Source organism: Pseudomonas sp. S3E12, assembly GCF_001702295.1.
Classification (GTDB): Bacteria; Pseudomonadota; Gammaproteobacteria; order Pseudomonadales; family Pseudomonadaceae; genus Aquipseudomonas; species Aquipseudomonas marginalis.
Genome location: NZ_MBDT01000035.1, coordinates 78371 through 104564, shown reverse-complemented (window position 1 = coordinate 104564; position 26194 = coordinate 78371). Strand labels below are relative to the sequence as shown.

Sequence of the window (26194 nt, the reverse complement as noted above, 5' to 3'; positions counted from 1 at the left end):
AGCCAGGGACGGCACCGTTTCTGCCAGGCAACTACACCATCGCCAAGGGATGCTTGCGCTTGGGTGCGCCGAACACCCGATCAATGGCATCCAGGTCGTGCTCATCGAGCACCACCTTGGCGGCGGCCGCATTGAGCCGTACATGCTCCGGGGTGACCGCCTTGGGAATGGCGATCACACCGTCCTGGCGCAGCACCCAGGCCAAGGCAACCTGGGCGGGCGTGACCTCGTGGCGGCGGGCGATCTGCTTGAGGGTCTGGCTGGACAGCAACGCCCCACCCTGGGCAATCGGGCAGTACGCCATCAGCGGCAAATGGTGTTGTTGCCACCAGGGCAACAGGTCGAATTCGATCCCGCGCTCTTCGATGTTGTACAGCACCTGATTGGTCGCGCAGGCCGGGGATGCGAGCTCCTGCAGGTCGGCCACATCGAAATTGGAGACACCCCAGCGGCCGATCTTGCCCGCCTCACGCAGGCGCTCGAACGCTTCGACGGTTTCTTCAAGGGGGTACTGGCCGCGCCAATGCAGCAGATACAGATCAATGTAGTCCGTGCCCAGGCGCCGGAGGCTGGCTTCACACGCACGGGGCACGCCCTTTTGGCTGGCGTTGTGCGGGTAGACCTTGCTCACCAGGAACACCTGGTCGCGCCTGCCGCTGATGGCTTCGCCGACGACTTCCTCGGCGCCACCCTCGCCATACATCTCGGCGGTGTCGATGAGGGTCATGCCCTCGTCGATCCCCAGTTGCAATGCCGCGACTTCAGCGCGGCGCCGGTCCGGGTCTTCGCCCATGCGCCAGGTTCCCTGGCCGATGACAGGGACGGGAACGCCCGCCAGATCAATGGTGCGCATGACAACCTCCTGATGAGTTCGCGAATTAACAGTGTGGCATTGACCGGACAAAAGGGTTCAATCGAAGTATGGTTGCCCTTTGCCAAGTCGCCAGGAAGGACCTGCAATGCTGTTTGTCGTGATGCTCGGGGGCAAGCACCCACGGGCAAGAATTGAAGTGCACGATGTGGTGTTCGCCGTAGCAGACACCCTGGAAGGCACCTATCCGCAATTGCGCGAGGGCTGGTTTGGCACCCCCAAGGGGGTGCATATTGATTCGTGGATGGCGGTGGATGGCGTCGACGGCTGGAAAGTCGAACTCAGCCACCTGGCCCCCGCTGCCGACGCCCATCACCTGTACTTCATCAACCTTGGCGGTTATGAAACCAATAGCTTTGGCGAGGCCCACCACTACCTGCTGGTGGTGGCCCGCAACAAACGGGAGGCGACCAGCAAGGGCAAGCAACAGGTGCTGCGCCACTGGTCCCAGGCCCACACCGACGGCGTGATGGATATCGACGACTGCCTGCCCATCGACCTGGTAGACGGCCGCTACCTGCACCTGGTGCAAGGCACCCATCGGCCGATCATTCAGCAGAACGACTATATCGTCTTGAATTGATGGAGGCTTATTCGACCTGACATCAGATAACTCCGACAACGTCAGACGTAACACTGCTTTTGCTTTTGCTTTTGCTGTGGCTGTGGCTGTGGCTTTTGCTCTTGATCTCAGGCGCCCCGTCAAACACGCTGGCCGAACGCAGGCTTGAATCCGTGGGTAACCCGGCAGGACGCCGGGTTAGCCGTCCTGGGCCAGGGATGGCCCATGACGGCGGCCCACGGATTCAAGCCTGCGTTCGGGCACACCGAGCCTAGGCGAGGTGCCGAGTGTTGGGGCGAGGACCTTTTGCTTACTTTTGGGTCCCTCCAAAAGTGAGCCGCTGTAAGAGCGGAACCATAGGTGGCCGTTACCGCAGCAACGGATATGTACTCGGTCTGATCCAACATCCTGGTCGGCTGTCAGGCCGCCATCGGGAGCAAGTCGAATCGTCGCACCGCCCCTCCCACATTTGATCTCCATACATCAGGTAGATACTAGTCTGCTCTGGATCTCACTCCATTACCGCAGCAACCGATATGCACTCGATCTAATCCAACATCCTGGTCGGCTGTCAGGCCGCCATCGGGAGCAAGTCGAATCGTCGCACCGCCCTTCCCACATGTGATCTCTATGCATCAGGTAGATACCAGCCTGCTCTGGGTCTCACTCCATCACGCCAATACCCAAGCTCAGCGCCCCAACCTGACCCCCAGCGGAACTTTGCCAGGAAATAACCGCCTGAATCCGGTACGCTCACCGTTTTTACTCAAGGAGTTAATCCCCATGGCCAAAGCCACCGCCCGTCACATCCTCGTTGCCACCGAAGACAAGTGCAACGAACTCAAGGCCCAAATCGAAGGCGGCGCCGATTTCGCAGAAATCGCCAAAGCCAACTCCAGCTGCCCATCCAGCCGCCAGGGCGGTGACTTGGGTTCGTTCGGTCCAGGCCAGATGGTCAAGGAATTCGACACCGTCGTCTTCAGCGCCCCGGTCAACACCGTGCAAGGCCCGGTAAAAACCCAGTTCGGCTACCACCTGCTGGAAGTCACCAGCCGCCAGGACTGATCCCGTCCGCGCTGCTGCTTGAAACAACGGCCCGCCTCTTGGTGGGCCGTTGTGCATGTGACGACTGGCGACGCTGATGCCGTTAGCGTACAAATCCTTATTCTTCTCCACCCGGCGTTCAAGGCTGACAATGCGATTGGCTTTTTCCAGACTGTTCAGTACCTCCCTGGCCCTGCTGCTGGCCAGCAGCGCCGTGATCGCGGCGCCCCAACCGTCCATGACCGTGTACGGCGAACCGGCCAAGTATCCCGCCGGTTTCAGCCATTTCGACTACGCCAACCCCAACGCCCCCAAGGGCGGCAGCCTGCGGCGCTCGGCGCTGGAGATCGGGCGTTTCGACCATGTGCTGCCGTATATCGACAAAGGCATCGGCGTCTCCCAGGTCGACGGCTGGCTGTATGCGCCCCTGGCCCTGCGTTCCCTGGATGAGCCCTATACGGTGTATGGCCTGGTGGCCGAGAAGATGGAACGCGCGGAGGACGGCCTGTCCCTGCGCTTCTTCCTCAACCCCAAGGCGCGCTTTGCCGATGGCAAGCCGATCACCGCCGAAGACGTGCGCTACAGCTTCAACCTGCTGATGACCCAAGGCAGCCTGCGCTTTCGCACGCTGTTCGCCGACGTCAAGCACGTCGAAGTCGAAGGCCCGCGCCAGGTACGTTTTGATTTCTCCAGCAATGAAAACCGCACCCTGCCCCTGGATGTCGCCACCCTGCCGGTGTTTCCCGAGCACTGGTGGAAAACCCGCGACTTCGCCAACGGCGGTGGCTACGAAGCCCCACTGGGCAGTGGCCCGTACAAGGTCGGCAAGATCGACTCGGGCAGCACCATCACCTTTACCCGCGACCCCGACTGGTGGGGCAAGGATCTGCCCGTCAGCCGCGGCCTGTACAACTTCGATCACCTGAGCCTGGAGTACTTCGGCGACACCGAAGTGGCCCGCCAGGTACTGCGCGGTGGCGCCTACGACTTCAACCGAGAGTTTTCCGCCACCGGCTATTCCATCGGCTACAACGGCCCGGCCCTGGACGATGGCCGCCTGCAACGCGCGCACCTGGCCAAGGACATGCCGCAACCGGCCCAGGGTTATGTGTTCAATGTGCAAAAACCAATGTTCAAGGACCGTCGCGTGCGCCAGGCCCTGGCCATGCTGTGGGACTTCGAATGGGCCAACCGGCAGATGATGCGCAACCTGTACATCCGCCAGCAAAGCTACTTCTCCAACAGCCCGTTGGCCGCCACCCAGCTGCCCACCCCGGAAGAACTGGCGATTCTCGAACCCTTGCGCGGGCAGATTCCCGGCGAGGTATTCACCCAGGTGTTCAAGGCCCCGGTCACCGATGGCAGCGGCATGATCCGCGACAAACAGTTGCAAGCCCTGGCGCTGCTGGAAGAAGCCGGCTGGAAGCCAGACGGCGACAAACTGGTCAACGCCGAGGGCGAGCCGCTGGAGTTCACCTTCCTCAATGCCCAGAACGGCCTGGAGCGCCTGCTGTTGCCGTACAAACGCAACCTCGCACAGATCGGCATTACCTTGAACATCCGCCGCATCGACTCTTCGCAATACGTCAACCGCCTGATGGCTCGCGACTACGACATGATCGTCACCGGCTTCCCGGTCACCACCTCGCCCGGCATGGAGCTGTACAACTACTTCGGCTCGAGCGCCGCATTCGATCCGGGCGCCAACAACTACATGGTGCTCAAGGACCCGGCCGTCGACAGCCTGATCAAGGGCCTGGTCAAGGCCGACACCCAGGCGCAGATGCTTACCTATGCCCATGCCTTGGACCGGGTGCTGCAATGGAATTACCTGTGGATCCCCAATTACTACCCGCCCGGCACCTCCGCCGCGTGGTGGAACCGCTTCGGCCGTCCGGCCATCGAGGCCAGGAATGATGAAGCCCTGGAAACCTGGTGGGAAATCAGCCCTACCCCGCTGACCAATGAACAAATGAATGCCGAGTTGAAAAAACGCGCAGGAGCTCGCTGATGTTTGCCTATATCGTGCGGCGCCTGCTGCTGATCATCCCGACGCTGGTGATCATCCTGCTGGTCAACTTCGTGATCGTCCAGGCTGCCCCCGGCGGGCCGGTGGAACAAGCCATCGCCCACTTGCAGGGCATCGGCAGCGGCGCGGTCGGCGGCTCATCCGGCGACGGTGTCAGCAGCGGCTCCCGTGCCAGCCGTGGCCTGGACCCGAAACTGATCAAGGACATCGAAAAACAATACGGCTTCGACAAGCCCGCGCCGGAACGCCTGTGGCTGATGCTCAAGAGCTACGCCCAGCTGGATTTCGGCAACAGCTTCTTTCGCGGCGCCACCGTGATCGACCTGATCCTGGAAAAAATGCCGGTGACCATTTCCCTCGGCCTGTGGGCCACGCTGATCACCTACCTGGTGTCGATCCCCCTGGGCATTCGCAAGGCGGTGCGCCATGGCAGCAGTTTTGATGTGTGGAGCAGCACCGCCATTGTGATTGGCTACGCGATGCCGGCGTTCCTGTTCGCGATGTTCCTGATCGTGGTGTTCGCCGGAGGCACGTCATTGAACTGGTTCCCGGTGCGCGGGCTGGTCTCGGAAAACTTTGCCGAGCTGAGCACCGTGGGCAAGATCGCCGACTACTTCTGGCACCTGGTGCTGCCGGTCAGCGCGCTGGTAATCGGCGGCTTCGCCACCCTGACCATCCTGACCAAAAACTCGTTCCTCAATGAAATCACGCGCCAGTACGTAGTGACCGCCCGCGCCAAGGGCCTGAGCGAACGGCGGGTGCTGTACGGCCACGTGTTTCGCAACGCCATGCTGCTGGTGATCTCGGGGATTCCCCAGGCGTTCATCAGTGTGTTCTTTGCCGGTTCGCTGTTGATCGAGGTGATTTTTTCCCTCGATGGCCTCGGCCGCATGAGCTACGAAGCGGCCGTGTCCCGGGACTACCCGGTGGTGTTTGGCTCGCTGTTCATCTTCACCTTGTTTGGCCTGCTGATAAAACTGATCGGCGACCTCTGCTACACCCTGGTGGACCCGCGTATCGACTTCGCCGCGAGGAACGCCTGATGCTTAACCTGTCTCCCGTGGCCCGTCGACGTTTCGAACGCTTCAAGAAAAACCGTCGCGGCTGGTGGTCGCTGTGGCTGTTTATCGGGCTGTTTATCCTGACCCTGGGCGGCGAATTGATCGCCAACGACAAGCCCTTGGTACTCAGCTACAAGAACGAGCTGTATTTCCCGGCATTCAAGCGCTACACCGAGCAGCAGTTCGGCGGGCAACTGCCGTTCCAGGCCGATTACCGCAGTGACTACGTGCAAAAGCTGATCAAGCAGGACGGCGGCTGGATGATGTTCCCGCCCATCCCGTTCAGCGACGACACGCCTAACTACGAACTGACCCGCCCGGCCCCCAGCCCGCCCTCGACGGTTAACTGGCTGGGTACCGATGACCAGTCGCGGGATGTGCTGGCGCGGGTGATCTTCGGTGCGCGGGTGTCGATCCTGTTTGCCCTGGCACTCACCGCGATCAGCGCCGCCATCGGCATCGCCGCCGGGGCCTTGCAGGGCTATTACGGCGGCTGGGTGGATCTGCTCGGCCAACGCATCCTTGAAGTGTGGTCCGGGCTGCCGGTGCTGTACCTGCTGATCATCCTGTCGGGGTTTGTCGAGCCGAACTTCTGGTGGTTGCTGGGGATCATGGCGCTGTTTTCCTGGCTGGCCCTGGTGGATGTGGTGCGCGCCGAGTTCCTGCGCGGGCGCAACCTGGAGTACGTCAAGGCCGCACGGGCCCTGGGCCTGAGCGACGGCAAGATCATTCGCCGGCATATCCTGCCCAACGCCATGACCGCCACCTTGAGCTACCTGCCGTTTATCCTCACCGGGGCGATTTCCACCCTGAGCGCCCTGGATTTCCTCGGTTTCGGCATGCCTGCGGGCAGTGCGTCACTGGGCGAGCTGATTGCCCAGGGCAAGCAGAACCTGCAAGCGCCGTGGCTGGGCCTGACGGCGTTTTTCACCTTGGCACTGATCCTGTCGCTGCTGGTCTTTATCGGCGAGGCACTACGTGATGCCTTCGACCCACGCTCATGAGTGACTGCGTATGAACCTGATCGAAATCCGCGACCTCAGCGTCGCCTTCAGCGGCCAGACCGTGGTACGCAACCTGAACCTGGATGTACGCCCCGGCGAGTGCCTGGCGCTGGTGGGTGAGTCCGGCTCCGGCAAGTCGGTGACCGCCCATTCGATTCTGCAACTGCTGCCCGAAGCCGGTACTGAAACCCGTGGCTCCGTGAAATATCGCGGCCAGGAACTGGTCGGCGCCTCGGCGTCGACCTTGCAGAAACTGCGCGGCAACCGCATTGCGATGATCTTCCAGGAGCCAATGACCTCCCTCAACCCGCTGCACAGCATCGAAAAACAGATCGGCGAAACCTTGCTGCTGCACAAGGGCCTGGGCGGCAAGGCGGCGCAGGCGCGCATCCTCGAGTTGCTGCAGTTGGTGGGTATCCAGAAACCCCAGGAACGCCTCAAGGCCTATCCGCACCAACTCTCCGGCGGCCAGCGCCAACGGGTGATGATCGCCATGGCCCTGGCCTGTGAGCCGGAACTGCTGATCGCCGACGAGCCCACCACCGCCCTCGACGTGACCGTGCAGCGCAAGATCCTGCTGCTGCTCAAGTCCCTGCAACACCGCCTGGGCATGTCGCTGCTGCTGATCAGCCATGACCTCAACCTGGTGCGCAGCATTGCCCAGCGGGTGTGCGTGATGCGTGCCGGCGAGATTGTCGAGCAGGCCGACTGCGAGACGTTGTTCACGGCCCCCCAACACCCCTACAGCCGCCTGCTGCTGGACGCCGAGCCGTCCGGCGATGTGCTGTGCAGCGAGCCACGGGAGACCGTACTGGACGTGCACGACCTGAGCGTGCAATTCCCCCTGGGCGGCGGTCTGTTCCGGCGCAAGACCTACCTGTGCGCGGTGGATGGCATCAGCCTCAGCGTGCAGCGCGGCAAGACCCTGGGGATTGTCGGCGAGTCCGGTTCGGGCAAGTCGACCCTCGGCCAGGCGATCCTGCGCCTGCTGGATTCCACCGGCAGCATCCGCTTCCAGGGCGAGGCCCTCGACCCGCTCAACCACAAGCAGATGCGCCCGTGGCGCAAGCAGATGCAAGTGGTCTTCCAGGACCCCTACGGCAGCCTCAGCCCACGCATGTCGGTGCAGCAGATCATCAGCGAAGGCCTGGAGGTGCATGCGCCGTGCAGCCTGGCCGAGCGCGATGCGCAAGTGATCCAGGTGCTCAAGGACGTGGGCCTCGACCCCGCCAGCCGCCATCGCTTCCCCCATGAATTCTCCGGCGGCCAGCGCCAACGCATCGCCATCGCCCGCGCGCTGGTGCTCAAGCCGGCGCTGATGCTGCTGGATGAACCGACCTCGGCACTGGACCGTACGGTGCAGAAGCAGGTCGTAGCGTTGCTGCGTGAATTGCAGGAAAAGTACGGCCTGACCTACCTGTTTATCAGCCATGACCTCGCCGTGGTGCGCGCCATGGCCCATGACATGATCGTGATCAAGGACGGCAAGGTGGTCGAGCGCGGACCGAGCCATGACGTTTTCGAAGCGCCGCAGCATTCCTACACCAAGGAGCTTCTGGCAGCGGCGCACATCCCCTTGTAGGAGCGAGGGGGACGCCTAGTTCTTACTCGCGAAAAACCTGGGGGCGCCGCGTATATTCCGGACACACTGTCATCGTTAACGTTTTTCGCGAGCAAGCTCGCTCCTACAGGATTCTGCACGCATGAGTACCAGCCTCAAGGACTACCAACAGGTTCGCGGCCTGGCGATCCAGTCGCTGTTCGAGATCATCGAGCAGTCCAGCGAAGGCACGGTGATTGTCGACCGCGACGCCAATATCGTCTGGATGAATGAACGCTACGCCAAGCGCTTCGGCCTCAAGAGTGCCGATGAAGCCATCGGACAGCCGTGCGAGCGGGTGATTTCCAACAGCCTGTTGCGCCAGGTAGTGCGCACCGACCGGCCGATTCTGCTGGACATCCAGGACACCCCCAAAGGCCCGTTGGTGGTGATGCGCCTGCCGATCCACAACGATGCCGGTGCCGTGATTGGCGCGATTGGTTTTGCCTTGTTCGATGAACTGCGCAACCTGTCGCCGCTGATCGAACGTTACCTGAGCATGCAGCAGGAACTGGCCTCCACCCGCTCGTTACTGCGCTCACGCCAGAGCAAGTACAACTTCGCGCACTTTATCGGCACCAGCGCCGCCAGCCTGGAAGTCAAACGCCGTGCACGGCGCAGCGCAAGCGCCGAGTCGCCGGTGCTGTTGCTCGGTGAGACTGGCACCGGCAAGGAACTGCTCGCCCAGGCGATCCACGGCGCCTCACCGCGTGCGCACAAAGCCTTTGTCAGCATCAACAGTGCGGCGATTCCCCATGACCTGCTGGAAGCCGAATTCTTCGGCACCGCGCCGGGCGCCTTTACCGGTGCCGATCGCAAGGGCCGCCCGGGCAAGTTCCAGATTGCCCAGGGCGGCACGCTGTTCCTCGATGAAATCGGCGATATGCCGCTGCCGCTGCAAAGCAAGCTGCTGCGGGTGTTGCAGGAAAAGGAATTCGAACCAGTGGGTTCCAACGAAATGCTGCACAGCGATGTGCGGGTGATCGCGGCCACCTCCATGGACCTGGAAGCGGCGATCAAGCGCGGCGAGTTCCGTGCGGACCTGTATTACCGCCTGAACGTATTGCCGATCCAGGTGCCGCCGCTGCGTGAGCGGCTGGAGGACATTCCGGCGCTGAGCGAAGCGATCCTCGAGGAACTGCGCAGCCAGCATGAACTGGACCGCGAAGCCCTGGCGCTGTTGGCACAGCATGCGTGGCCGGGGAACATCCGCGAACTGCGCAACGTGCTGGAGCGCGCGGCGTTGCTGAGCGATGACTTGGTGTTGAACGCTGGGGACATTCGTGCAGCGATTGGCACGGTCAGCCCGGTGACGCGCGGCGCGGTGGACACGGCTGAGGGTGAGACGTTTGCGGCGGCGCGGGAGCGGGTTGATCGGCAGGTGATTGCGGCGGCGCTCGAGGCGTGTGGTGGGAATGTGGTGGAGGCGGCCAGGCGATTGGGGCTGGGTCGGTCGACGTTGTACAAGAAGATGGTAGCACTGGGAATCGCCTAGTCTCAAAATAGAGACAAAATTCTCCATAAAAAGACAACCCATGTGGGAGGGGGCTTGCTCCCGATAGCGGTGCATCAGTCAACACATGTGCTGGCTGATGCACCGCTATCGGGAGCAAGCCCCCTCCCACATTTGATCTTCATTTGTCTCCAAATAGAGACAGGATTCAAAAACACTCCAAAGAAATTAAAAAATATCCATATATTTCAATAACTTGAAAACATGGCACACATCTCGCTATAGCCCTCCCACTGCTTCACCCACAACAATAACAATCCGATGGAGACACACCATGAGTGTGATCATTGCCCTGGCAGCGCTCGCGTTGCTGATGCTGGCTGCCTACCGTGGCTATAGCGTTATCCTGTTTGCCCCCATCGCCGCCCTCGGCGCCGTGCTGCTCACCGACCCCTCCGCCGTCGCCCCTGCCTTTACCGGGGTGTTCATGGAGAAAATGGTCGGCTTTATCAAACTGTATTTCCCGGTGTTCCTGCTCGGTGCGGTGTTCGGCAAGCTGATCGAGCTGTCGGGCTTCTCGCGTTCTATCGTGGCGGCGGCGATCCGTTTGCTCGGCACGCGCCAGGCGATGCTGGTGATCGTGCTGGTCTGCGCCCTGCTCACCTACGGCGGCGTGTCGCTGTTTGTGGTGGTGTTTGCGGTGTACCCGTTTGCGGCAGAGATGTTCCGCCAGAGCAATATCCCCAAGCGCCTGATCCCGGCGACCATCGCCCTCGGTGCATTCTCGTTCACCATGGACGCCCTGCCCGGCACGCCGCAGATCCAGAACATCATCCCCAGCACCTTCTTCAACACCACCGCCTGGGCGGCGCCGTGGCTGGGGCTGATCGGCACGATTTTCGTGTTCTGCGCCGGCATGCTCTACCTGGCACGCCAGCGCAACAAGGCCCAGCGCGCGGGTGAAGGCTACGGCACCGAGCTGCGCAACGAGCCTGAGACCGCCGAGAACATTGCCCTGCCCAACCCGTGGATCGCGCTGTCGCCGCTGATCCTGGTGGGCGTGATGAACCTGCTGTTCACCCACTGGATCCCGCAGTGGTACGGCAAGACCCACAGCCTCAGCCTGCCAGGCATGAGCGCACCGGTGACCACCGAAATCGCCAAGCTCACCGCGATCTGGGCGGTGCAGGCGGCGTTGCTGGTGGGCATCATCATGGTGCTGGTATTTGGCTGGTCGGCGATCAAAAGTAAGCTCGCCGACGGCAGCAAAAGCGCGGTCAGCGGCGCATTGCTGGCGGCGATGAACACCGCTTCCGAATATGGCTTCGGCGCGGTGATCGCTTCGCTGCCGGGCTTCCTGGTGCTGGCGGACTGGCTCAAGGGCATCCCCAACCCGCTGGTCAACGAAGCGATTACCGTGACCCTGCTGGCCGGTATCACCGGCTCCGCGTCCGGTGGCATGAGCATCGCCCTGGCGGCCATGTCCGAGAGCTTTATTGCGGCGGCCCATGCGGCCAATATTCCCCTTGAAGTGCTGCACCGGGTCGCGGCCATGGCCAGCGGCGGCATGGACACCCTGCCCCACAACGGCGCGGTGATCACCCTGCTGGCGGTGACCGGCCTGACCCACCGCGAAGCCTACAAGGACATTTTCGGCATCACGATCATCAAGACCCTCGCGGTGTTCGTGGTGATCGGTACTTTCTACGCCACCGGCATTGTGTGAGGTTTTCATGACGAGATTGAACGGCAAGACCGCCCTGGTCACCGGTTCCACCAGCGGCATCGGCCTGGGTATCGCCCTGAGCCTGGCCAAGGCCGGTGCCAACCTGATCCTCAACGGCTTCGGCGACGCCAGCGCGGTGGTCGCCCAGGTGCAGGCGTTTGGCGGCAAGGTCGGCCACCACCCGGCGGACGTCAGCGACCCGGCGCAGATTGCCGACATGCTGACCTACGCCGAGCGTGAGTTCGGCGGTGTCGACATCCTGGTCAACAACGCCGGCATCCAGCATGTGGCGGCGGTGGAGGACTTCCCGGTGGAACGCTGGGACGCGATCATCGCGATCAACCTGTCCTCGGTGTTCCACAGCACGCGCTTGAGCCTGCCGGGCATGAAGGCCAAGGGCTGGGGGCGTATCGTCAACATCGCCTCGGTGCACGGCCAGGTCGGCTCGGTGGGCAAGGCCGCGTATGTGGCAGCCAAGCACGGCGTGATCGGCTTGACCAAGGTGGTGGGCCTGGAGACCGCCACCAGCAACGTGACCTGCAACGCGATCTGCCCCGGCTGGGTGCTGACGCCGCTGGTGCAGAAGCAGATTGATGATCGCGTGGCCAACGGCGTCGATCCGCAGCAGGCGCAACATGATCTGCTGGCGGAGAAACAGCCGTCCCTGGAGTTCGTGACGCCGTCGCAGCTGGGTGAGCTGGTGCTGTTCTTGTGCAGCGAGGCCGGGGCCCAGGTACGGGGGGCGGCGTGGAACATTGATGGCGGCTGGCTGGCCCAATAAGGCCAGACACATTAGAACTCTATAGTTTGGAAAACCTGCAGAAGAACAAGAGACCGTGCTGATGTCCGAAATCCTCTGGCAACCTTCCCCCGAACGCATCCGCACCACGCGGATGGACCAGTTCCGGCGCTTTATCAATGATCGCCACGGCGTGCAGCTCAGCGACTATCCGGCCCTGCACCAGTGGAGCATCGACCAGCGCCCGGACTTCTGGCAGGCGATCGTCACGTTCTTCGATGTGCAGTTTCGCAGCCCGCCCAGTGCAGTGCTCATCGAAGACGTCGAGATGCCCAGCGCCCAGTGGTTTCCCGGCGCGACCCTGAATTTTGCCGAACACCTGCTGCGCCGACGCGACGATCACCCGGCGGTGGTGGCGATCAGCGAGGACGGCCAGCGCGAACAACTGACCTACGCCGAACTGGCCGCCCACGTCGCCGGCCTGCAGGACAGCCTGCGGGCGGCCGGTGTCGGCAGGGGGGACCGGGTCGCCGCGTGCATGCCCAATACCTGGCAAACCCTGGTCGGTATGCTTGCCACCACCAGCCTGGGCGCGATCTGGTCGTGCTCCTCGCCAGACTTCGGCACCCAAGGCGTCATCGACCGCTTCGGCCAGATCGAGCCCAAGGTGCTGATCACCTGCGCCGGCTACCGCTATGCCGGTAAAACCATCGATCAAAGCGTCAAGCTCAATGAAATCCTCGAACGCCTGCCGTCCCTGGAACAATTGATCATCGTCCCGTATGCACGGCCCCAGGCCTGCGTCGAGGACTATCAGACCCAGGCCCGCGTCGCCCTGTGGAACGACTTCTACCAACCCGGCGGCGCGCCTGAATTCGTCGCGGTGCCGTTCGACCATCCGCTGTATATCCTTTATTCCAGCGGCACCACCGGCGTGCCCAAATGCATCATCCACGGCACCGGCGGCGTGCTGCTCACCCACCTCAAGGAACACGGCCTGCACGCGGATATCTCCCGCGAGGACTGCCTGTTCTACTACACCACCTGCGGCTGGATGATGTGGAACTGGCTGGTTTCGGTGCTGGCCATCGGCGCCACGGCGGTGCTGTATGACGGCTCGCCGTTTCACCCTGGCCCGGAACGCTTGATCGACCTGATCGACGCGGAAAAGATCAGCGTGTTCGGCACCAGCCCCAAATTCCTCGCCACCCTGGAAAAGGCCGGGCTGCAACCGCGCCTGAGCCACGACCTCGGCAGCCTCAAGGGCCTTATTTCCACCGGCTCGCCCTTGTCGCCCCAGAGCTACGACTACGTGTACCGCGAGATCAAGGCCGAGTTGTGCCTGTCCTCGATGTCCGGTGGCACCGATATCGTCTCCTGCTTTGTGATCGGCAATCCGGTGTTGCCGGTGCGGCGCGGGGAAATGCAATGCAAGAGCCTGGCGATGGCCATCGAGGTGTGGGACGACCAGGGCCAACCGTTGGTCGGGGAAAAAGGCGAACTGGTGTGCACCCGGCATTTCCCGGCAATGCCCATCGGCTTGTGGAACGACCCGCACCAGAAGAAGCTGCGCGCCTCGTATTTCAGCCAGTTTCCGGGCGTGTGGGCCCAGGGCGACTACGCCGAGCTACGCCCCAACGGCAGCCTGCTGATTCACGGCCGCTCCGACGCAGTGCTCAACCCCGGCGGCGTGCGCATCGGCACTGCGGAGATTTATCGCCAGGTGGAAAAAGTCCCGCAGGTGCTGGAAAGCCTGGCCATCGGCCAACGCTGGCAGGACGATGTGCGCGTGGTGTTGTTTGTGCGCCTGGATGACGGCATCGAACTGGATGAGGCCCTGGCGCAACAGATCCGCCAGGTGATCCGCGCCAACACCACGCCGCGCCATGTGCCGGCGAAGATCCTCGCCGTCAGCGATATCCCCCGCACCATCAGCGGCAAGATCGTCGAACTGGCGGTGCGCAACGTGGTGCACGGCGAGCCGGTGAAGAATACCGACGCACTGGCCAACCCGCAGGCCCTGGAGCAATTCCGCAACCGCCCCGAACTGGCGGAAAGATGAAAGGTTTCAGCCCTGCCGCACTCATTTGAAGACAAACCCTCAATGCATGCTATTTTTCGAGGGTAGTCACCCATCGGTGTCCCACGGGATAATGGGTGTTGTCATTTTTCAAAGCGTTACGCTCAGGGCTTTTTATGAAGGAAACAACCACCGGCAGCGAAGCCGCTGCATTGATTGCGCGGCTGGACTGGGCGCACAGCCCCCTCGGTGAGGCCAATGATTGGCCGCAAAGCCTGCGCACAGCCGTGGACATTGTCATCCACTCACCGATGCCGATGCTCCTGCTGTGGGGCAGCCAACTCACCCAGCTCTACAACGACGGCTTCGCCCTGCTGGCGGGCAATAAACACCCGGACGCCATGGGCCAGCCGGCGCACCAGACCTGGCCGGAACTCGAAAGCTTCACTGCGCCGATCTACGACGCCGTGCTGACCGGCCAGGTGCGCACCTTCAGCGAGCAGCGTTTTGTCCTGCAACGCAACAATCGCGACACCGAAATCTGGCTGGACCTGACCTACAGCCCGATCCGCGATGAAAGCGCCAATGTGGCCGGCATCCTGGTCACGGCCATCGAAACCAACGAACGGCGCAAGGCCCAGCACAACACCGAACAACGCCTGCAACTGGCCCTGGCCGCCACCGATGCGGTGGGCACCTGGGACTGGGACATTGGCGAAGACCGCTTTATCGCCGACGCGCACTTCGCCTACCTGCACGGGGTTGATCCAAGCGACGCCAGCCGGTTGCCGATCAGCGACTACCTGCAAGGCGTACACCCCGAAGACCGCGGCATGGTGGCGCGCAGCATCAAGCATTGCATCACCTTCGGCACTGAATACGCCGAGGAATATCGCCTGCAACAGGCCGACGGCCAGGTGCGCTGGGTGTTCGCCCGGGGCCGTTGCTACAAGGATCATCAAGGCCGCCCCGCGCGCTTCCTCGGCGCGGCACTGGACCTCACCGAGCGCAAAAACACCGAGCAGGCCCTGCGCCAGAGCCAGACCGAACTGCAGTTGATCATCAACGCCATGCCGGTGCTGATCAGTTACGTCGACCACGAGCAGCGTTTTCGCCTGAACAACAGTGCCTACCTCGACTGGTACGGCCTGACGCCCCAGGAGCTGTACGGCAAGACCATCCGCGAGGTGCTCGGCGACGATGTGTACGCCGGGCGCGAGGACAAGATCGCCGCTGCGCTCAGGGGCAAGGCCTGCAGTTTCATGACCGTCACCCCCCATCGCGATGGCCGCCCGCGCCATGCGTTGATGAAATACCTGCCGCGCTTCAGCAATGACGGCTCGGTGAACGGTTTCTACATCTTTGTCATCGATGAAACCGAACGCAAACTCACCGAAGAAGCCCTGCGCCACCTCAACGAGAACCTTGAGGAGCGCGTGGCCCAGCGCACCCAGGCGCTGGCCGAAGCCAACGAACGCCTGCAAAACGAGATGTTCGAGCGCGAGCGCGCCGAAGATGCCCTGCGCCATGCGCAGAAGATGGAAGCGGTGGGCCAGCTCACCGGCGGTATCGCCCACGATTTCAATAATATGCTCACCGGCATCATCGGCAGCCTGGACCTGATGCAGCGCTACATCGCCGCCGGGCGCAGCGACGAGATCGGCCGCTTTACCGACGCCGCCGTGTCCTCGGCCCATCGCGCGGCCGCCCTCACCCACCGCCTGCTGGCGTTTTCGCGGCGCCAGTCGCTGGACCTTCGCCCGCTGGATCCGAACCAACTGGTAGCGTCCCTGGAGGAGCTGTTCCAGCGCACCAAGGGCGCGCATATCACGCTCAAGGTGCAACTGGGCCGCGACATCTGGCCGGTCAACACCGACGCCAGCCAACTGGAAAACGCCCTGCTCAACCTGGTGATCAACGCACGCGACGCCATGCCCGATGGCGGCGAACTGCTGATCGAAACCGCCAACAGTTACCTGGACGGCACCGATATCACCACCCTCGAACCGGTCAGGGCCGGCGACTACGTGATGCTCGGCGTGTGTGACAACGGCAGCGGCATGGCGCCGAAGATTCTCGCCAAGGCGTTTGACCCGTTCTTCACCACCAAGCCCATCGGCCAGGGCACTGGCCTGGGGCTGTCGATGATCTATGGGTTTGCCCAGCAGTCCGGTGGCCACGTGACCATCCAGAGCGAACCGGGCCACGGCACTTGCGTGCGCCTGTATCTGCCGCGCCTGCACGGCACTTCCCTGGAAAGCAGCCAGCCCGCCCATCTGGGCGAAGTCCCGCTGGCCCTTGCCGGCGAAGCGGTGGTGGTGGTCGAGGATGACCCGGCGGTGCGCATGCTGGTGGTCAATGTGCTCGACGAGTTGGGCTATACCGCGCACCAGGCGGCGGATGCCCGTGCGGCGCTGCCGTTGCTGGAGTCGGATTTGCGCGTGGACCTGCTGGTGACCGACGTCGGCCTGCCCGGCATGAACGGCCGCCAACTGGCGGAGATCGCCCGCCAGCATCGGCCGGGGCTCAAGGTGCTGTTCATGACCGGCTACGCGGAGAAAGCCGCCGAACGCCAGGGCTTCCTGGAGGACGGCATGGACATGGTCGCCAAGCCGTTTTCCATCGACCTGCTGGCGACCAAAATCCGCAGCATGATCAGCATCGATGATTCAGTTCAGGCATAATCGCGCGCCGTCGCACACCTGGTAGAGACCGATGAAAGCCCAAGCCCGCCATATCCTGGTGAAAACCAGCGAAGAAGCCGAACAGCTCAAGCAGCGCATTGCCAAGGGCGAAGCCTTTGATGTGCTGGCCAGGAAGTACTCCACGTGCCCCTCCGGCAAGCGCGGCGGCGACTTGGGTGAAGTGCGGCCGGGGCAGATGGTCGGGGTGATCGATGCGGTGATCTTCAAGAAACCGGTGAAGGTGGTGCACGGGCCGATCAAGAGCAAGTTCGGGTATCACCTGGTGCAGGTGTTTTACCGGGATTGAGGCTTTGGCTTAAGGCCGCTATCGTGGGCAAGCCCCCTCCCACAGGGGGTTTGCTCCCGATCCGCCGCAGGCGGCCATTCACCTACTCCCTGGGGATCAGCGCACCCGGCACCTGGATAACCCGGCTCGCCAATCGATGCCCGGCCAACGCCGCCTCCTGGGGCGAACCGCCCTTGAGCCGACTGGCCAGGTACGCCGCACTGAACGAATCCCCCGCCGCCGTGGTGTCCACCACCTTCTCTACCTTCAGCGCCGGCACGGCAAGGCGCTCACCGTCGCAACGGATCAAACACGCATCCGCACCGCGCTTGAGCACCACTTCCGCAATCGCCGGGTACGCCGCGAACACCTGTTCGCTGTCGGCATAACCAAACAGCGCGCGTTCGTCATCCTCGGTCAGCAAGGCAATATCCACCTCGGCCAGTACGCTGCGATAAGCCTCGCGGGCAACGCCCACCGTGGCCCAGAGTCGCGGCCGGTAGTTGTTGTCGAACACCACTGCACCGCCACGTCGGCGGGTTTCGATCAGGACTTCGAGCAGGCGCTGGCGCCCGACTTCACCCAGCACCGCCAGGGTAATGCCGCTGAAATACACCACGTTGTAGTCCGGCAATGACGCCAAGATCGGGGCAGCCGCCGGCGTGGTAAAGCAGTCGCGCACGGCCGCTTCGTTGCGCCAGTAGAGGAATTTGCGCTCGCCGTTGGCATCGGTCTGGATGCAGTACAAGCCGGGCAAACGTCCGGGCAGGCGCTGGACCCGCTCCAGCCCCAGGCCTTCTTCGGCCCAGTGCGCACACATGGCGTCGCTGAAGCTGTCATCGCCCAAGGCGGTGACATAGTCCACCGTACCGATATCCCCCAGCTCACGGCGCAGGTACACCGCCGCGTTCAGGGTGTCGCCGCCGAAGCTCTGTTGCAGGCTGCCGTCGGCGCGGTGTTGCAATTCGATCATGCATTCGCCGATCAGGGCGATGCGGGGGTGGGTGGTGGTCATGGCTTTACACTCAGAAACGGGTTTCCAGGGACTCGATCACCCGCAACTGCTCATCCACCAGGCAGCCGACCTGCCACTTGTCGAAGGTCAGGCAAGGGTGCGAGGTGCCGAAGGAAATGATGTCGCCGATGCGCAGCTCGACACCTGCCGCGACGGTCATGAACGCGTGCTGGTCCATCACGGCGGTGACGGTGCAGGCGCTCACATCATCGCCTTCCGCCGGCAGGATCCCGGCGCGATAGCGTTTAAGCGGCACCGGCAAACCGGCGTCGTAGGCCACGTCGCGCTTGCCCAGGGCGATCACCGCAAACCCCGGCTCAGGCAACGATTGCACATGGGCCCAGACTTCCAGGGCCGGACGCAGGCCTTCCTGGAGGTCGCCGCGACGGTCGAGCACGCAGCACTGCGCCTCTTTGTAGATGCCATGGTCGTGGGCCACATAGCTGCCGGGGCGCAATACGCTGAGGAAACGGCCGGCGGCGTTTTGGGTTTCGAAGGACTCGGCGATCAGGTCGTACCAGGCCGACCCCGACGCCGTGATAATAGGCTTGGGCAGGTCGAAGGCCCCATTGTTTTGCAGGTCCACGGCCAGGCGCACCAGGCTCGCGGCGAAGTCGCGGATGCCACTGATGGCGTGCTCGCCGTGGATCACCCCTTCGTAGCCTTCGATACCGGTGAGGGCCAGGGCCGGTTGGGCCTTGATCGCCTTGGCCAGGTCGCGCACTTCCTGCTCGCTGCGACAACCGCAACGGCCGCCGACCACGCCGTATTCGATCATCACGTTCAGGCGCAGGCCACGGGCGGCGAAGAACAGGCCCAGGTCGGCGACATTGTCCGGGTGGTCAACCATGCAGTGGAAGTCAAAATCCTTGTCGGCCAGCAGATCGGCGATCAACGCCATGTTCGGTGCGCCCACCAACTGGTTGGCCATCAGCACCCGGCGCACGCCACCGGCATAGGCGGCGCGGGTCTGCACCGCGTTGGCCAGGGTGATGCCCCAGGCGCCTGCGGCAAGCTGGCGCTGGAACAACGCCGGCATCATGCTGGTCTTGCCGTGGGGCGCCAGTTCCGCGCCGCTGTTGCTGACGAAATCCTGCATCCAGCGAATGTTGTGTTCCAGGGCGTCGCGGTGCAGCACCAGGGCGGGCAGGCTGACGTCACGGACCAGGTAGGCACCGACGGCGGCGGCGCCCTTTTCAACGGCATTGATGGCTGACATGGAAAACTCCTATTCGTTGATGCGACGGGCCAGGTTGTTGGCGCTGTCGATCAACACCCGGCGATAGTCGTTGTAGTTTTTGCTCGCATCGGCCCGAGGGGCGACGATGCACAGCGTCGCAATGCTGACGCCCTGCGCGTCCCGGACCGGGGCGGCAAAGCAGTGGGTAAAGGTGTCGGCCACACTGTCGAAGGAAAAGAACCCATCGAGGGTGGCCTGGCGGATTTGCGCGAGGAAGGTCTCCAGCGGCAGGCGCTGGCCGTCCGGCAGGATAAAGTCGTCGTGGTCGATCAGGTCGATGATCTGCTGGTCGCTCAAATGCCCCAGCAACAGGCGCCCGGAGGCGGTCCATGGGATCGGCGCGTCTTCACCGATGTCCGAGGAAATACGGAAATGCCGCTCGCCTTCGCGCATCAGCGCCACCGTGTATTTGCGCCCGTTGAGCAGGCACATCTGCGCGGTTTCGTGGGTTTGGCTGACGATCTCCTGCAAGGCGTGATCGGCCTCGCGGGTCAGGTCGAAATGGCGCAGGTGCGCCTGGCCGAGGAAGTACAACTGACGGCCGAGGTAGACGTGACCGTCCTTGCCCACGGTTTCGAGGATGCGCCGCTCCAACAGGGAGGCGACCAGTTCGTAGACCGTGGATTTGGGGCTGCCGATGCCGCTGGCAATATCATTCGGGCGCAGGGGCTGGCCGATTTCCTTGAGAAAATCGAGGATATCGAATGCACGGTCCAGGCCTTTGGCGCGGCGTTTGATGGTGTCTTCGGTCATGGCGATATCAGTCCGGTCGAAATGGTAGGGCTGGCGCAGGTCCACTGTGGGAGGGGGCAAGCCCCCTCCCACATTTGATCTCTGGTGGGCTTAAGAGTGGGGCAATTTAGCCCTTTTTCTTGTAGGCCACGCAATCAATCTCGACCTTGCAGTCCACCATCATGTTGGCCTGCACACAGGCCCGCGCCGGGGCGTGTTCCGGGGTGAAGTATTCGCCGAAGACCTTGTTGAAACTCCAGAAGTCACGCGGGTCTTCCAGCCACACGCCGACCCGCACCACGTCTTTCAACTCGTAGCCGGCTTCTTCGAGGATCGCTACCACGTTGCGCATGGTCTGCCGGGTTTGCTCGATGATCCCGCCGGTGATGATTTCGCCGTCCACCGCAGGCACTTGGCCCGAGACGTACAGCCAACCGTCCGCTTCCACCGCGCGGGCGAAGGGACGCGGCTGGCCACCGCCGGCCGTACTGCCGGCTCCGTAACGAGTGATGCTCATAAAACGATGCTCCTGATTAAAAACGAATGTTCTTGAGAAATTCCGCCAGGCGCGGCGATTGCGGCCGCTCGAAGATGTCCTTCGACGAGCCCTGCTCTTCAATCCGGCCCTGGTTCATGAAGACGATCTTGTCCGAGACTTCATAGGCAAAGCGCATTTCGTGGGTGACCAGCAACATGGTCATGCCCTCTTCCGCCAGGCCCTTGATCACACTGAGCACCTCGCCCACCAATTCCGGGTCGAGGGCCGAAGTGACTTCGTCGAAGAGCATCAGGCTCGGGTTCATGGCAATGGCACGGGCTATCGCCACACGCTGTTGCTGGCCGCCGGACAGCTGGCCGGGAAAGTGATCGCGGCGCTGCAGAAGTCCTACACGGTCCAACCATTTTTCCGCGAGTGCCACCGCCTCGTCCTTAGGCATTTTCTTAACTTTCAACAGGCCGAGGGTGACGTTCTGCAACGCGCTCAGATGGGGAAACAGGTTGAACTGCTGGAACGCCATGCCGGTCATCGCCCGGTGCTGGGCAATCACGCGTTCGGGGTGACGCACGCGCTTGCCGCCGATGTCGCTGTAGCCGATGGACTCGCCATCCAGGGTGATCTGCCCGCCCTGGAACTCTTCGAGCAGATTGACGCAACGCAGCAAGGTGGTCTTGCCCGAGCCGCTGGAGCCGATCAACGTCACCACGTTGCCGCGTTCCATGGACAGGTCGACGCCCTTGAGCACTTCGACCTCACCGTATTGTTTACGCAGGCCGCGGATGTCCAGCAGCGGCTCGGTTGTTTGAGGTTGGTTCATGGCAAGGCCACCCGCTTTTCAATGTAGCGCCCGAATAACTCGATGGCGTAGTTGATGACAAAGAACAGAAACCCGGCGAACAGGTAGAACTCCAGGGTCATGAAGGTACGCGCGATCACTTGCTGGGTACTCAACAGCAATTCGGCCACGCCGATCACCGAGAGCAAGGTCGAGGCCTTGACGATTTCCGTCGAGGAATTGACCCAGGTCGGCAGGATCTGCCGCAGCGCCTGGGGCAGCAGCACATAGGCCAGGGATTGCCGGAATGTCAGGCCAATCGCCTTGCCCGCTTCCAGTTGCCCACGGGGAATGGCTTGCAGTGCACCGCGCACGATTTCCGACACGTGGGAGCCGCAGAACAGTGTGAGCCCGACGGCGCCGGCCTGGAACGCGGTGATTTTCCAGCCGAGCGCCGGCAGCATGTAGAAACACGCCAACACCAGCACAAACACCGGCGTGCCACGGATCAGGTCGACATACAGGCGAAACGGTGCGCGCATCCAGAATTTGCCGTAGGTCAGGATCAACCCGGCGACGATACCGATCAGCGTGCCAAAGATAATCGCCAGCGCCGACACCGCGACACTGGCCTGAAACCCCGCCCAGAGCGTATCCCGGGCGATCCACAACTCATGCAGCCAGCTGGGGGACTCGTACATGGACACCCTCCTTAACGACGGATCGCCAGACGCTGCTCCAGGTAACGGAGCAGCATGGCAATGAGGTAACAGGCCGCCACGTAGAGCGCGGTCGTGACCAGCCAGGTTTCAATCACCCGGTAGCTTTCGACGTTGATCTTGCGGGCGTAATAGGTCAGCTCGGGCACTGCGATGGCGGCGGCCAGGGACGTGTCCTTGAACAGCGAAATGAAGTTGTTCGACAGCGCCGGCAATACATTGCGCAGCATCACCGGCACGGTGATATACGCACGGATCCGCCATTCGCCGAGGCCGATGGCCAGTCCGGCTTCGCGCAAGCCCTTGGGAATATTCAACAGCCCGGCGCGGAATACTTCGGTCAGGTAGGCACCGGCGTACAGCGACAGGGTGATGATGAACGACGGGATCTTGTCCAGGCGGATACCCAGGCTGGGCAACGCAAAGTAGATCAACAGGATCAGCACCAGGATCGGCGTATTGCGGATCACCGTCACATACACCGAGGCCAGGATTCGCAACGCGCGGTGTCTGGACAGCATGGCAAACGCCATCAACAGGCCGATCACGCAGCCGATGGCGATCGACAGCAATGCCAGTTGCAGGCCCAGGCCGAGCCCCGCCAGCAAGGTGTCGAAATCGCGCCACACGGCGGCAAAGTTCAACTGATAGTTCATGGTCAGCAGTACCTGATGGGGGCGCCGTTGGCGGCGCCCCGGTTTTCACGAATCACTTGAACTCGACGGGAAAGCCGATGGCAGGTTCCGGCAGGTCCACACCGAACCACTGCTTGAACGACGCCTTGTAGGTGGGGAATTCCACACCGGTCATGGCTTCATGCAGCGCAGTGTTGACGAAGTTCAGCCAGTCCTGGTCGCCACGCTTGACCGCACACGCGTAGGTCTGCGGGCTCCAGGCGTAGGCCGGGCTGCGGTAGCGGCCGGGGTTCTGCACCATCAGGTACTTGACCGAGGACTGGTCGGTGGCGGCGGCATCGGCGCGACCGGAGTTCACCGCCTGGTACATCAGGTCGACGCTGTCGTACTGGTCGACCTTGGCCTTGGGCAGCGCCTGGTGCACCAGTTCTTCGGCATACACGTTCTGCAGCACCGCCACGGTGACGCCATCGCCCGCTGCCTGCAGGTCTTCGATTTCCTTGTACTTGCTGTTGTTCGGCAGCAGCAGGCCCACGCCTTCGCGGTAGTACGGCAGCGTGAACGCCACTTGCTGGGCACGGCTGGCGGTGACGGTGATGAACTGGCAGCTCATGTCGACCTTATCGGTCAGCAGGTTGGGAATGCGTGCGTCGGACGACTGCACCACAAACTCGACCTTACTCGGGTCGTTGAACAACCCCTTGGCCACCATGCGGCCGATGTCGATATCAAACCCCTGCAACTTGCCATCCGCTCCCTGGAAGTGCCACGGCGCATTGGTACTGCCTGTACCCACGATCAGGTGCCCACGCTTGAGCACATCATCGAGCTTGCTGTCCGCCGCCTGCACGATGCCTGCGAGGGAAGCCGATGCGGCGAAGAGAAAAACACACGCTTTGAACACGGAAGGTCGGTGATGCATGACAAGCACTCCAGGAGTTGTGTATTCCGCTATACCGGAACTTAGTATGTAACAACGGAATAGACAGCAGAAAGTGTGCCACACGCACCCGCAGAAAAACATGCCTGGGATAAAGGCTTGTTAAATCAGATAGATAAATATTTCTGGGAGACAAGGCGCTACGCCAGCACCTGCAATCACTTTGCTACCCAGGGCCCCATAAGGCGGTGACAGGTCTCGGCGGACGCACTGCAACAGCGTTACCGCGCACCGTTGCAGTGCGCGTGCAGCGTGGAAAAATTCCCACGCTGGACTAGCCTTGGCACATCCCTGCCGACAAGGACCCTGCCCTGATGAAGTCATGTCTTACCCTGGTGGTGCTCACCTTGCTGGCAGCCGGCAACGCGTCGGCCAGCAACGACCGCCGCGACTGCAAGGAAGAACTGCGCAGGCTCAAGGAAGCCTTCGACACCAACTACACCAGCCAGAACCACCACGACTACCGCCGGGCCAAGGCCTCCCGGGACAATGAGGAATACCGCAAGTGCGCAAACCAGGCGCGCAAGGCCCGGGAACGTGTGGAGCGTGAGGCAGACCTGTGAAGGTTGACAGTAGACGACAGCGACCTACCGACCTAGCGTTGGCACACACCAGCGCTGTCCGGGAGGAACACTGTCATGGGGTACACCAACGGTACCATCGCCAATGCCGAGGACTATCAACGGGTGCTCAGCACTTCACACCCGGTGTTCATGTTGTTTGTCTCGCTGCATTGCGCTGCCTGCGCAGGCTCGGCACCTTTGTTTAAACGGATCGCCGGAAAATACCCGTCCGTGGTCAGCCTGATACTGGACTGCGCGCGCACCCCAAGGCACCCGGAAGTCACGGGCACCCCCACGCTATTGGTCTTTCGCGACGGCGCCTTGAAGGAAAAAATCAAGAGCTTCGGTCCAAAGGCCGAGCAACCATTGTTCTTAGAGAACACCTTCAATCACTATGCCCTTGGCCACGATGTAAAAGCACCTGTGTCACCCGCCGCTCCTCCACCGCAGCCACCGTCAGGCGCCAGCCCTCATGCTCCAGGTCATCGCCCACCACCGGCAGGCGGTCGAGCAGGCTCATTACCAGACCGGCCAGGGTCTGATAATCCTCGGTCGCGACGGCCTTGAAGCCGGTACGCTGACGAATCTGGGTGAGATTCAGGGCGCCATTGGCACGAAAACCCGCGCCCTCCTCGACAATATCCGGCCCTTCGATCTCACTGGCATCCGGCAACTCACCGGCAATGGATTCAAGAATGTCGGTCATGCTCAGTACGCCCATGAAGTCACCGAATTCGTTGATCACGAAGGCGATATGGGTGGATTCCTGGCGCATCTGCTCCAGGGCGTTGAGGATCGAAAAGCTCTCCAGCAGGTTGATCGCCCGACGTGCGAGATGCTCCAGGTTCGGCTCGTTGCCGGCCAGGTATTCCTTGAGCAATTCCTTCTTGTGCACAAAGCCCAGCGGCTCATCCACCGCGCCATTGCGGATCAACGGCAGGCGCGAATAGGACGAATGCATCAGCTTCAAGCGAATCGTGTCGGGGTCGTCCGCCAGGTCGATAAAGTCGACGTTGGCCCGCGGCGTCATCAAGCTGCGAATCGGCCGCTCGGCCAGTTGCAGCACACCGCTGATCATCACCCGCTCGCGTCGGTCGAACAGCGGCCCCTGGGCGGCATCCGTCTCGCCCAACAGGTCAGCCACCTCTTCACCCACTTCCTCCACCGCCAGGCTGCGACCGCCGAGCAAGCGCATCACCGCATGGGCCGTGCGTTCACGCACCGGCAACACGCCCTGGGCCGACTTCTTGCGACGCGCGCGGGCAATCTGGTTGAACACCTCGATCAGGATCGAGAAACCAATCGCTGCGTACAGGTAGCCCTTGGGAATATGGAAACCCAGGCCTTCGGCGGTCAGGGCGAAACCGATCATCATCAGGAAGCCCAGGCACAGCATGATCACCGTCGGGTGGGCGTTGACGAAGCGTGTGAGCGGCTTGCTCGCGACGATCATCAGACCGATGGAAATGATCACCGCGATCATCATCACCGCCAACTCATCCACCATACCCACGGCCGTGATCACCGCATCCAGGGAGAACACCGCGTCGAGCACCACGATCTGCGCCACAATCGGCCAGAACATCGCGTATGCCACATTGCCGGTGCGCTGGGCCACATGGCCTTCCAGGCGTTCGTGCAATTCCATGGTGGCCTTGAACAACAGGAACACACCGCCGAACAGCATGATCAGGTCACGGCCGGAGAAGCTCTTGTCGAACACCTCGAACAGCGGCTGGGTCAGGGTCACCAACCAGGAAATACTCGCCAGCAGGCCCAGGCGCATCAGCAACGCCAGGGACAACCCGATCAAGCGCGCACGGTCGCGCTGCTCCGGCGGCAGCTTGTCGGCCAGGATTGCAATAAACACCAGGTTGTCGATGCCCAGCACCAGTTCCAGCACAATCAAGGTCAACAGGCCGAGCCAGGCCGTTGGATCCGCTAACCATTCCATTTATACAAATCTCTCTACAGGTTTCAGAATGCCGGGCACGGCA

The 26194-nt window shown here is 62.3% G+C and carries 23 protein-coding genes and 1 pseudogene; 14 read left to right on the top strand and 10 right to left on the bottom strand.

The window, feature by feature from the left end; genetic code table 11:
* Nucleotides 1-31: 31 nt before the first annotated feature.
* The gene (locus BB029_RS29755; protein ID WP_027608616.1) at nucleotides 32-853 is read right to left on the bottom strand and encodes an aldo/keto reductase; all 822 of its coding nucleotides are present in this window, start codon (nucleotides 851-853) and stop codon (nucleotides 32-34) included.
* Nucleotides 854-959: 106 nt separating this feature from the next.
* On the opposite strand from BB029_RS29755, the gene BB029_RS29750 reads away from it, so the two are divergent.
* From BB029_RS29750 to BB029_RS29695, 12 genes are all read left to right on the top strand, one after another.
* Nucleotides 960-1454, top strand: coding sequence for a DUF1543 domain-containing protein (locus tag BB029_RS29750; RefSeq protein ID WP_065941985.1), 495 nt, complete (start codon nucleotides 960-962; stop codon nucleotides 1452-1454).
* 762 nt (nucleotides 1455-2216) lie between these two features.
* Nucleotides 2217-2498, top strand: coding sequence for a peptidylprolyl isomerase (locus BB029_RS29745; RefSeq protein WP_044274278.1), 282 nt, complete (start codon nucleotides 2217-2219; stop codon nucleotides 2496-2498).
* 130 nt (nucleotides 2499-2628) lie between these two features.
* On the top strand, nucleotides 2629-4488 hold the full coding sequence (locus BB029_RS29740; RefSeq protein WP_065941984.1) for an extracellular solute-binding protein: 1860 nt from the start codon (nucleotides 2629-2631) through the stop codon (nucleotides 4486-4488).
* Nucleotides 4488-5549 carry a microcin C ABC transporter permease YejB gene (locus BB029_RS29735; protein WP_065941983.1) on the top strand — a complete coding sequence of 354 codons (1062 nt, stop codon included), beginning with the start codon at nucleotides 4488-4490 and terminating at the stop codon, nucleotides 5547-5549. The genes BB029_RS29740 and BB029_RS29735 overlap by 1 nt, the downstream gene beginning before the upstream one ends.
* The gene (locus tag BB029_RS29730) at nucleotides 5549-6571 is read left to right on the top strand and encodes an ABC transporter permease (RefSeq protein WP_065941982.1); all 1023 of its coding nucleotides are present in this window, start codon (nucleotides 5549-5551) and stop codon (nucleotides 6569-6571) included. The genes BB029_RS29735 and BB029_RS29730 overlap by 1 nt, the downstream gene beginning before the upstream one ends.
* Nucleotides 6572-6581: 10 nt before the next feature.
* Entirely contained in the window at nucleotides 6582-8153 is a 1572-nt protein-coding gene (locus tag BB029_RS29725) for an ABC transporter ATP-binding protein (protein WP_065941981.1), read from the top strand.
* Nucleotides 8154-8274: 121 nt separating this feature from the next.
* A complete protein-coding gene (locus BB029_RS29720) occupies nucleotides 8275-9666 on the top strand; it encodes a sigma-54-dependent Fis family transcriptional regulator (protein WP_065941980.1) in 1392 nt (463 codons plus the stop codon).
* Nucleotides 9667-9958: 292 nt separating this feature from the next.
* Nucleotides 9959-11350 carry a GntP family permease gene (locus BB029_RS29715; protein ID WP_065927160.1) on the top strand — a complete coding sequence of 464 codons (1392 nt, stop codon included), beginning with the start codon at nucleotides 9959-9961 and terminating at the stop codon, nucleotides 11348-11350.
* Between the two features lie 7 nt (nucleotides 11351-11357).
* The gene (locus tag BB029_RS29710) at nucleotides 11358-12131 is read left to right on the top strand and encodes a 3-hydroxybutyrate dehydrogenase (protein WP_027608624.1); all 774 of its coding nucleotides are present in this window, start codon (nucleotides 11358-11360) and stop codon (nucleotides 12129-12131) included.
* Between the two features lie 61 nt (nucleotides 12132-12192).
* Nucleotides 12193-14151: an acetoacetate--CoA ligase gene (locus tag BB029_RS29705; protein WP_065941979.1), complete on the top strand. Its 1959-nt coding sequence runs from the start codon at nucleotides 12193-12195 to the stop codon at nucleotides 14149-14151.
* Between the two features lie 134 nt (nucleotides 14152-14285).
* Nucleotides 14286-16793 (top strand): PAS domain-containing protein, encoded by a 2508-nt coding sequence (locus BB029_RS29700; RefSeq protein ID WP_065941978.1) that lies wholly within the window; start codon nucleotides 14286-14288, stop codon nucleotides 16791-16793.
* A gap of 31 nt (nucleotides 16794-16824) precedes the next feature.
* Entirely contained in the window at nucleotides 16825-17100 is a 276-nt protein-coding gene (locus BB029_RS29695) for a peptidylprolyl isomerase (protein WP_065941977.1), read from the top strand.
* An 82-nt stretch (nucleotides 17101-17182) separates the two neighbouring features.
* Here the strand turns inward: BB029_RS29695 and BB029_RS29690 are convergent, their stop codons facing one another.
* From BB029_RS29690 to BB029_RS29655, 8 genes are all read right to left on the bottom strand, one after another.
* Nucleotides 17183-18094 (bottom strand): sugar kinase, encoded by a 912-nt coding sequence (locus tag BB029_RS29690; RefSeq protein WP_065941976.1) that lies wholly within the window; start codon nucleotides 18092-18094, stop codon nucleotides 17183-17185.
* Nucleotides 18095-18104: 10 nt separating this feature from the next.
* Nucleotides 18105-19313: an amino acid deaminase gene (locus BB029_RS29685; protein ID WP_065941975.1), complete on the bottom strand. Its 1209-nt coding sequence runs from the start codon at nucleotides 19311-19313 to the stop codon at nucleotides 18105-18107.
* Between the two features lie 9 nt (nucleotides 19314-19322).
* Nucleotides 19323-20087 (bottom strand): IclR family transcriptional regulator, encoded by a 765-nt coding sequence (locus tag BB029_RS29680; RefSeq protein ID WP_065942123.1) that lies wholly within the window; start codon nucleotides 20085-20087, stop codon nucleotides 19323-19325.
* Nucleotides 20088-20193: 106 nt separating this feature from the next.
* The gene (locus BB029_RS29675) at nucleotides 20194-20583 is read right to left on the bottom strand and encodes a RidA family protein (RefSeq protein WP_010210958.1); all 390 of its coding nucleotides are present in this window, start codon (nucleotides 20581-20583) and stop codon (nucleotides 20194-20196) included.
* A 16-nt stretch (nucleotides 20584-20599) separates the two neighbouring features.
* Entirely contained in the window at nucleotides 20600-21382 is a 783-nt protein-coding gene (locus BB029_RS29670; RefSeq protein ID WP_065941974.1) for an amino acid ABC transporter ATP-binding protein, read from the bottom strand.
* Complete coding sequence (locus tag BB029_RS29665; protein ID WP_065941973.1) at nucleotides 21379-22041, bottom strand: amino acid ABC transporter permease; 663 nt, start codon at nucleotides 22039-22041, stop codon at nucleotides 21379-21381. Before BB029_RS29665 ends, BB029_RS29670 begins: the two co-directional genes overlap by 4 nt.
* Nucleotides 22042-22052: 11 nt before the next feature.
* Complete coding sequence (locus tag BB029_RS29660; RefSeq protein ID WP_027608632.1) at nucleotides 22053-22715, bottom strand: amino acid ABC transporter permease; 663 nt, start codon at nucleotides 22713-22715, stop codon at nucleotides 22053-22055.
* Between the two features lie 52 nt (nucleotides 22716-22767).
* Nucleotides 22768-23616 carry a transporter substrate-binding domain-containing protein gene (locus BB029_RS29655; RefSeq protein ID WP_065941972.1) on the bottom strand — a complete coding sequence of 283 codons (849 nt, stop codon included), beginning with the start codon at nucleotides 23614-23616 and terminating at the stop codon, nucleotides 22768-22770.
* A gap of 332 nt (nucleotides 23617-23948) precedes the next feature.
* On the opposite strand from BB029_RS29655, the gene BB029_RS29650 reads away from it, so the two are divergent.
* Complete coding sequence (locus BB029_RS29650) at nucleotides 23949-24197, top strand: hypothetical protein (RefSeq protein WP_027608634.1); 249 nt, start codon at nucleotides 23949-23951, stop codon at nucleotides 24195-24197.
* 75 nt (nucleotides 24198-24272) lie between these two features.
* Nucleotides 24273-24527: pseudogene (locus BB029_RS32630) on the top strand (thioredoxin family protein); the annotation flags it as partial.
* Between the two features lie 55 nt (nucleotides 24528-24582).
* Here BB029_RS32630 and BB029_RS29645 read toward each other — a convergent pair.
* A complete protein-coding gene (locus BB029_RS29645) occupies nucleotides 24583-26151 on the bottom strand; it encodes a TerC family protein (RefSeq protein ID WP_065941971.1) in 1569 nt (522 codons plus the stop codon).
* Between the last annotated feature and the right edge of the window lie 43 nt (nucleotides 26152-26194).

Excerpts from the sequence above, each read along its gene's own strand:
- BB029_RS29755 (WP_027608616.1), bottom strand. The coding sequence starts at position 853 with ATGCGCACCATTGATCTGGCGGGCGTTCCCGTCCCTGTCATCGGCCAG.
- BB029_RS29750 (WP_065941985.1), top strand. The coding sequence starts at position 960 with ATGCTGTTTGTCGTGATGCTCGGGGGCAAGCACCCACGGGCAAGAATT.
- BB029_RS29745 (WP_044274278.1), top strand. The coding sequence starts at position 2,217 with ATGGCCAAAGCCACCGCCCGTCACATCCTCGTTGCCACCGAAGACAAG.
- BB029_RS29740 (WP_065941984.1), top strand. The coding sequence starts at position 2,629 with ATGCGATTGGCTTTTTCCAGACTGTTCAGTACCTCCCTGGCCCTGCTG.
- BB029_RS29735 (WP_065941983.1), top strand. The coding sequence starts at position 4,488 with ATGTTTGCCTATATCGTGCGGCGCCTGCTGCTGATCATCCCGACGCTG.
- BB029_RS29730 (WP_065941982.1), top strand. The coding sequence starts at position 5,549 with ATGCTTAACCTGTCTCCCGTGGCCCGTCGACGTTTCGAACGCTTCAAG.
- BB029_RS29725 (WP_065941981.1), top strand. The coding sequence starts at position 6,582 with ATGAACCTGATCGAAATCCGCGACCTCAGCGTCGCCTTCAGCGGCCAG.
- BB029_RS29720 (WP_065941980.1), top strand. The coding sequence starts at position 8,275 with ATGAGTACCAGCCTCAAGGACTACCAACAGGTTCGCGGCCTGGCGATC.
- BB029_RS29715 (WP_065927160.1), top strand. The coding sequence starts at position 9,959 with ATGAGTGTGATCATTGCCCTGGCAGCGCTCGCGTTGCTGATGCTGGCT.
- BB029_RS29710 (WP_027608624.1), top strand. The coding sequence starts at position 11,358 with ATGACGAGATTGAACGGCAAGACCGCCCTGGTCACCGGTTCCACCAGC.
- BB029_RS29705 (WP_065941979.1), top strand. The coding sequence starts at position 12,193 with ATGTCCGAAATCCTCTGGCAACCTTCCCCCGAACGCATCCGCACCACG.
- BB029_RS29700 (WP_065941978.1), top strand. The coding sequence starts at position 14,286 with ATGAAGGAAACAACCACCGGCAGCGAAGCCGCTGCATTGATTGCGCGG.
- BB029_RS29695 (WP_065941977.1), top strand. The coding sequence starts at position 16,825 with ATGAAAGCCCAAGCCCGCCATATCCTGGTGAAAACCAGCGAAGAAGCC.
- BB029_RS29690 (WP_065941976.1), bottom strand. The coding sequence starts at position 18,094 with ATGACCACCACCCACCCCCGCATCGCCCTGATCGGCGAATGCATGATC.
- BB029_RS29685 (WP_065941975.1), bottom strand. The coding sequence starts at position 19,313 with ATGTCAGCCATCAATGCCGTTGAAAAGGGCGCCGCCGCCGTCGGTGCC.
- BB029_RS29680 (WP_065942123.1), bottom strand. The coding sequence starts at position 20,087 with ATGACCGAAGACACCATCAAACGCCGCGCCAAAGGCCTGGACCGTGCA.
- BB029_RS29675 (WP_010210958.1), bottom strand. The coding sequence starts at position 20,583 with ATGAGCATCACTCGTTACGGAGCCGGCAGTACGGCCGGCGGTGGCCAG.
- BB029_RS29670 (WP_065941974.1), bottom strand. The coding sequence starts at position 21,382 with ATGAACCAACCTCAAACAACCGAGCCGCTGCTGGACATCCGCGGCCTG.
- BB029_RS29665 (WP_065941973.1), bottom strand. The coding sequence starts at position 22,041 with ATGTACGAGTCCCCCAGCTGGCTGCATGAGTTGTGGATCGCCCGGGAT.
- BB029_RS29660 (WP_027608632.1), bottom strand. The coding sequence starts at position 22,715 with ATGAACTATCAGTTGAACTTTGCCGCCGTGTGGCGCGATTTCGACACC.
- BB029_RS29655 (WP_065941972.1), bottom strand. The coding sequence starts at position 23,616 with ATGCATCACCGACCTTCCGTGTTCAAAGCGTGTGTTTTTCTCTTCGCC.
- BB029_RS29650 (WP_027608634.1), top strand. The coding sequence starts at position 23,949 with ATGAAGTCATGTCTTACCCTGGTGGTGCTCACCTTGCTGGCAGCCGGC.
- BB029_RS29645 (WP_065941971.1), bottom strand. The coding sequence starts at position 26,151 with ATGGAATGGTTAGCGGATCCAACGGCCTGGCTCGGCCTGTTGACCTTG.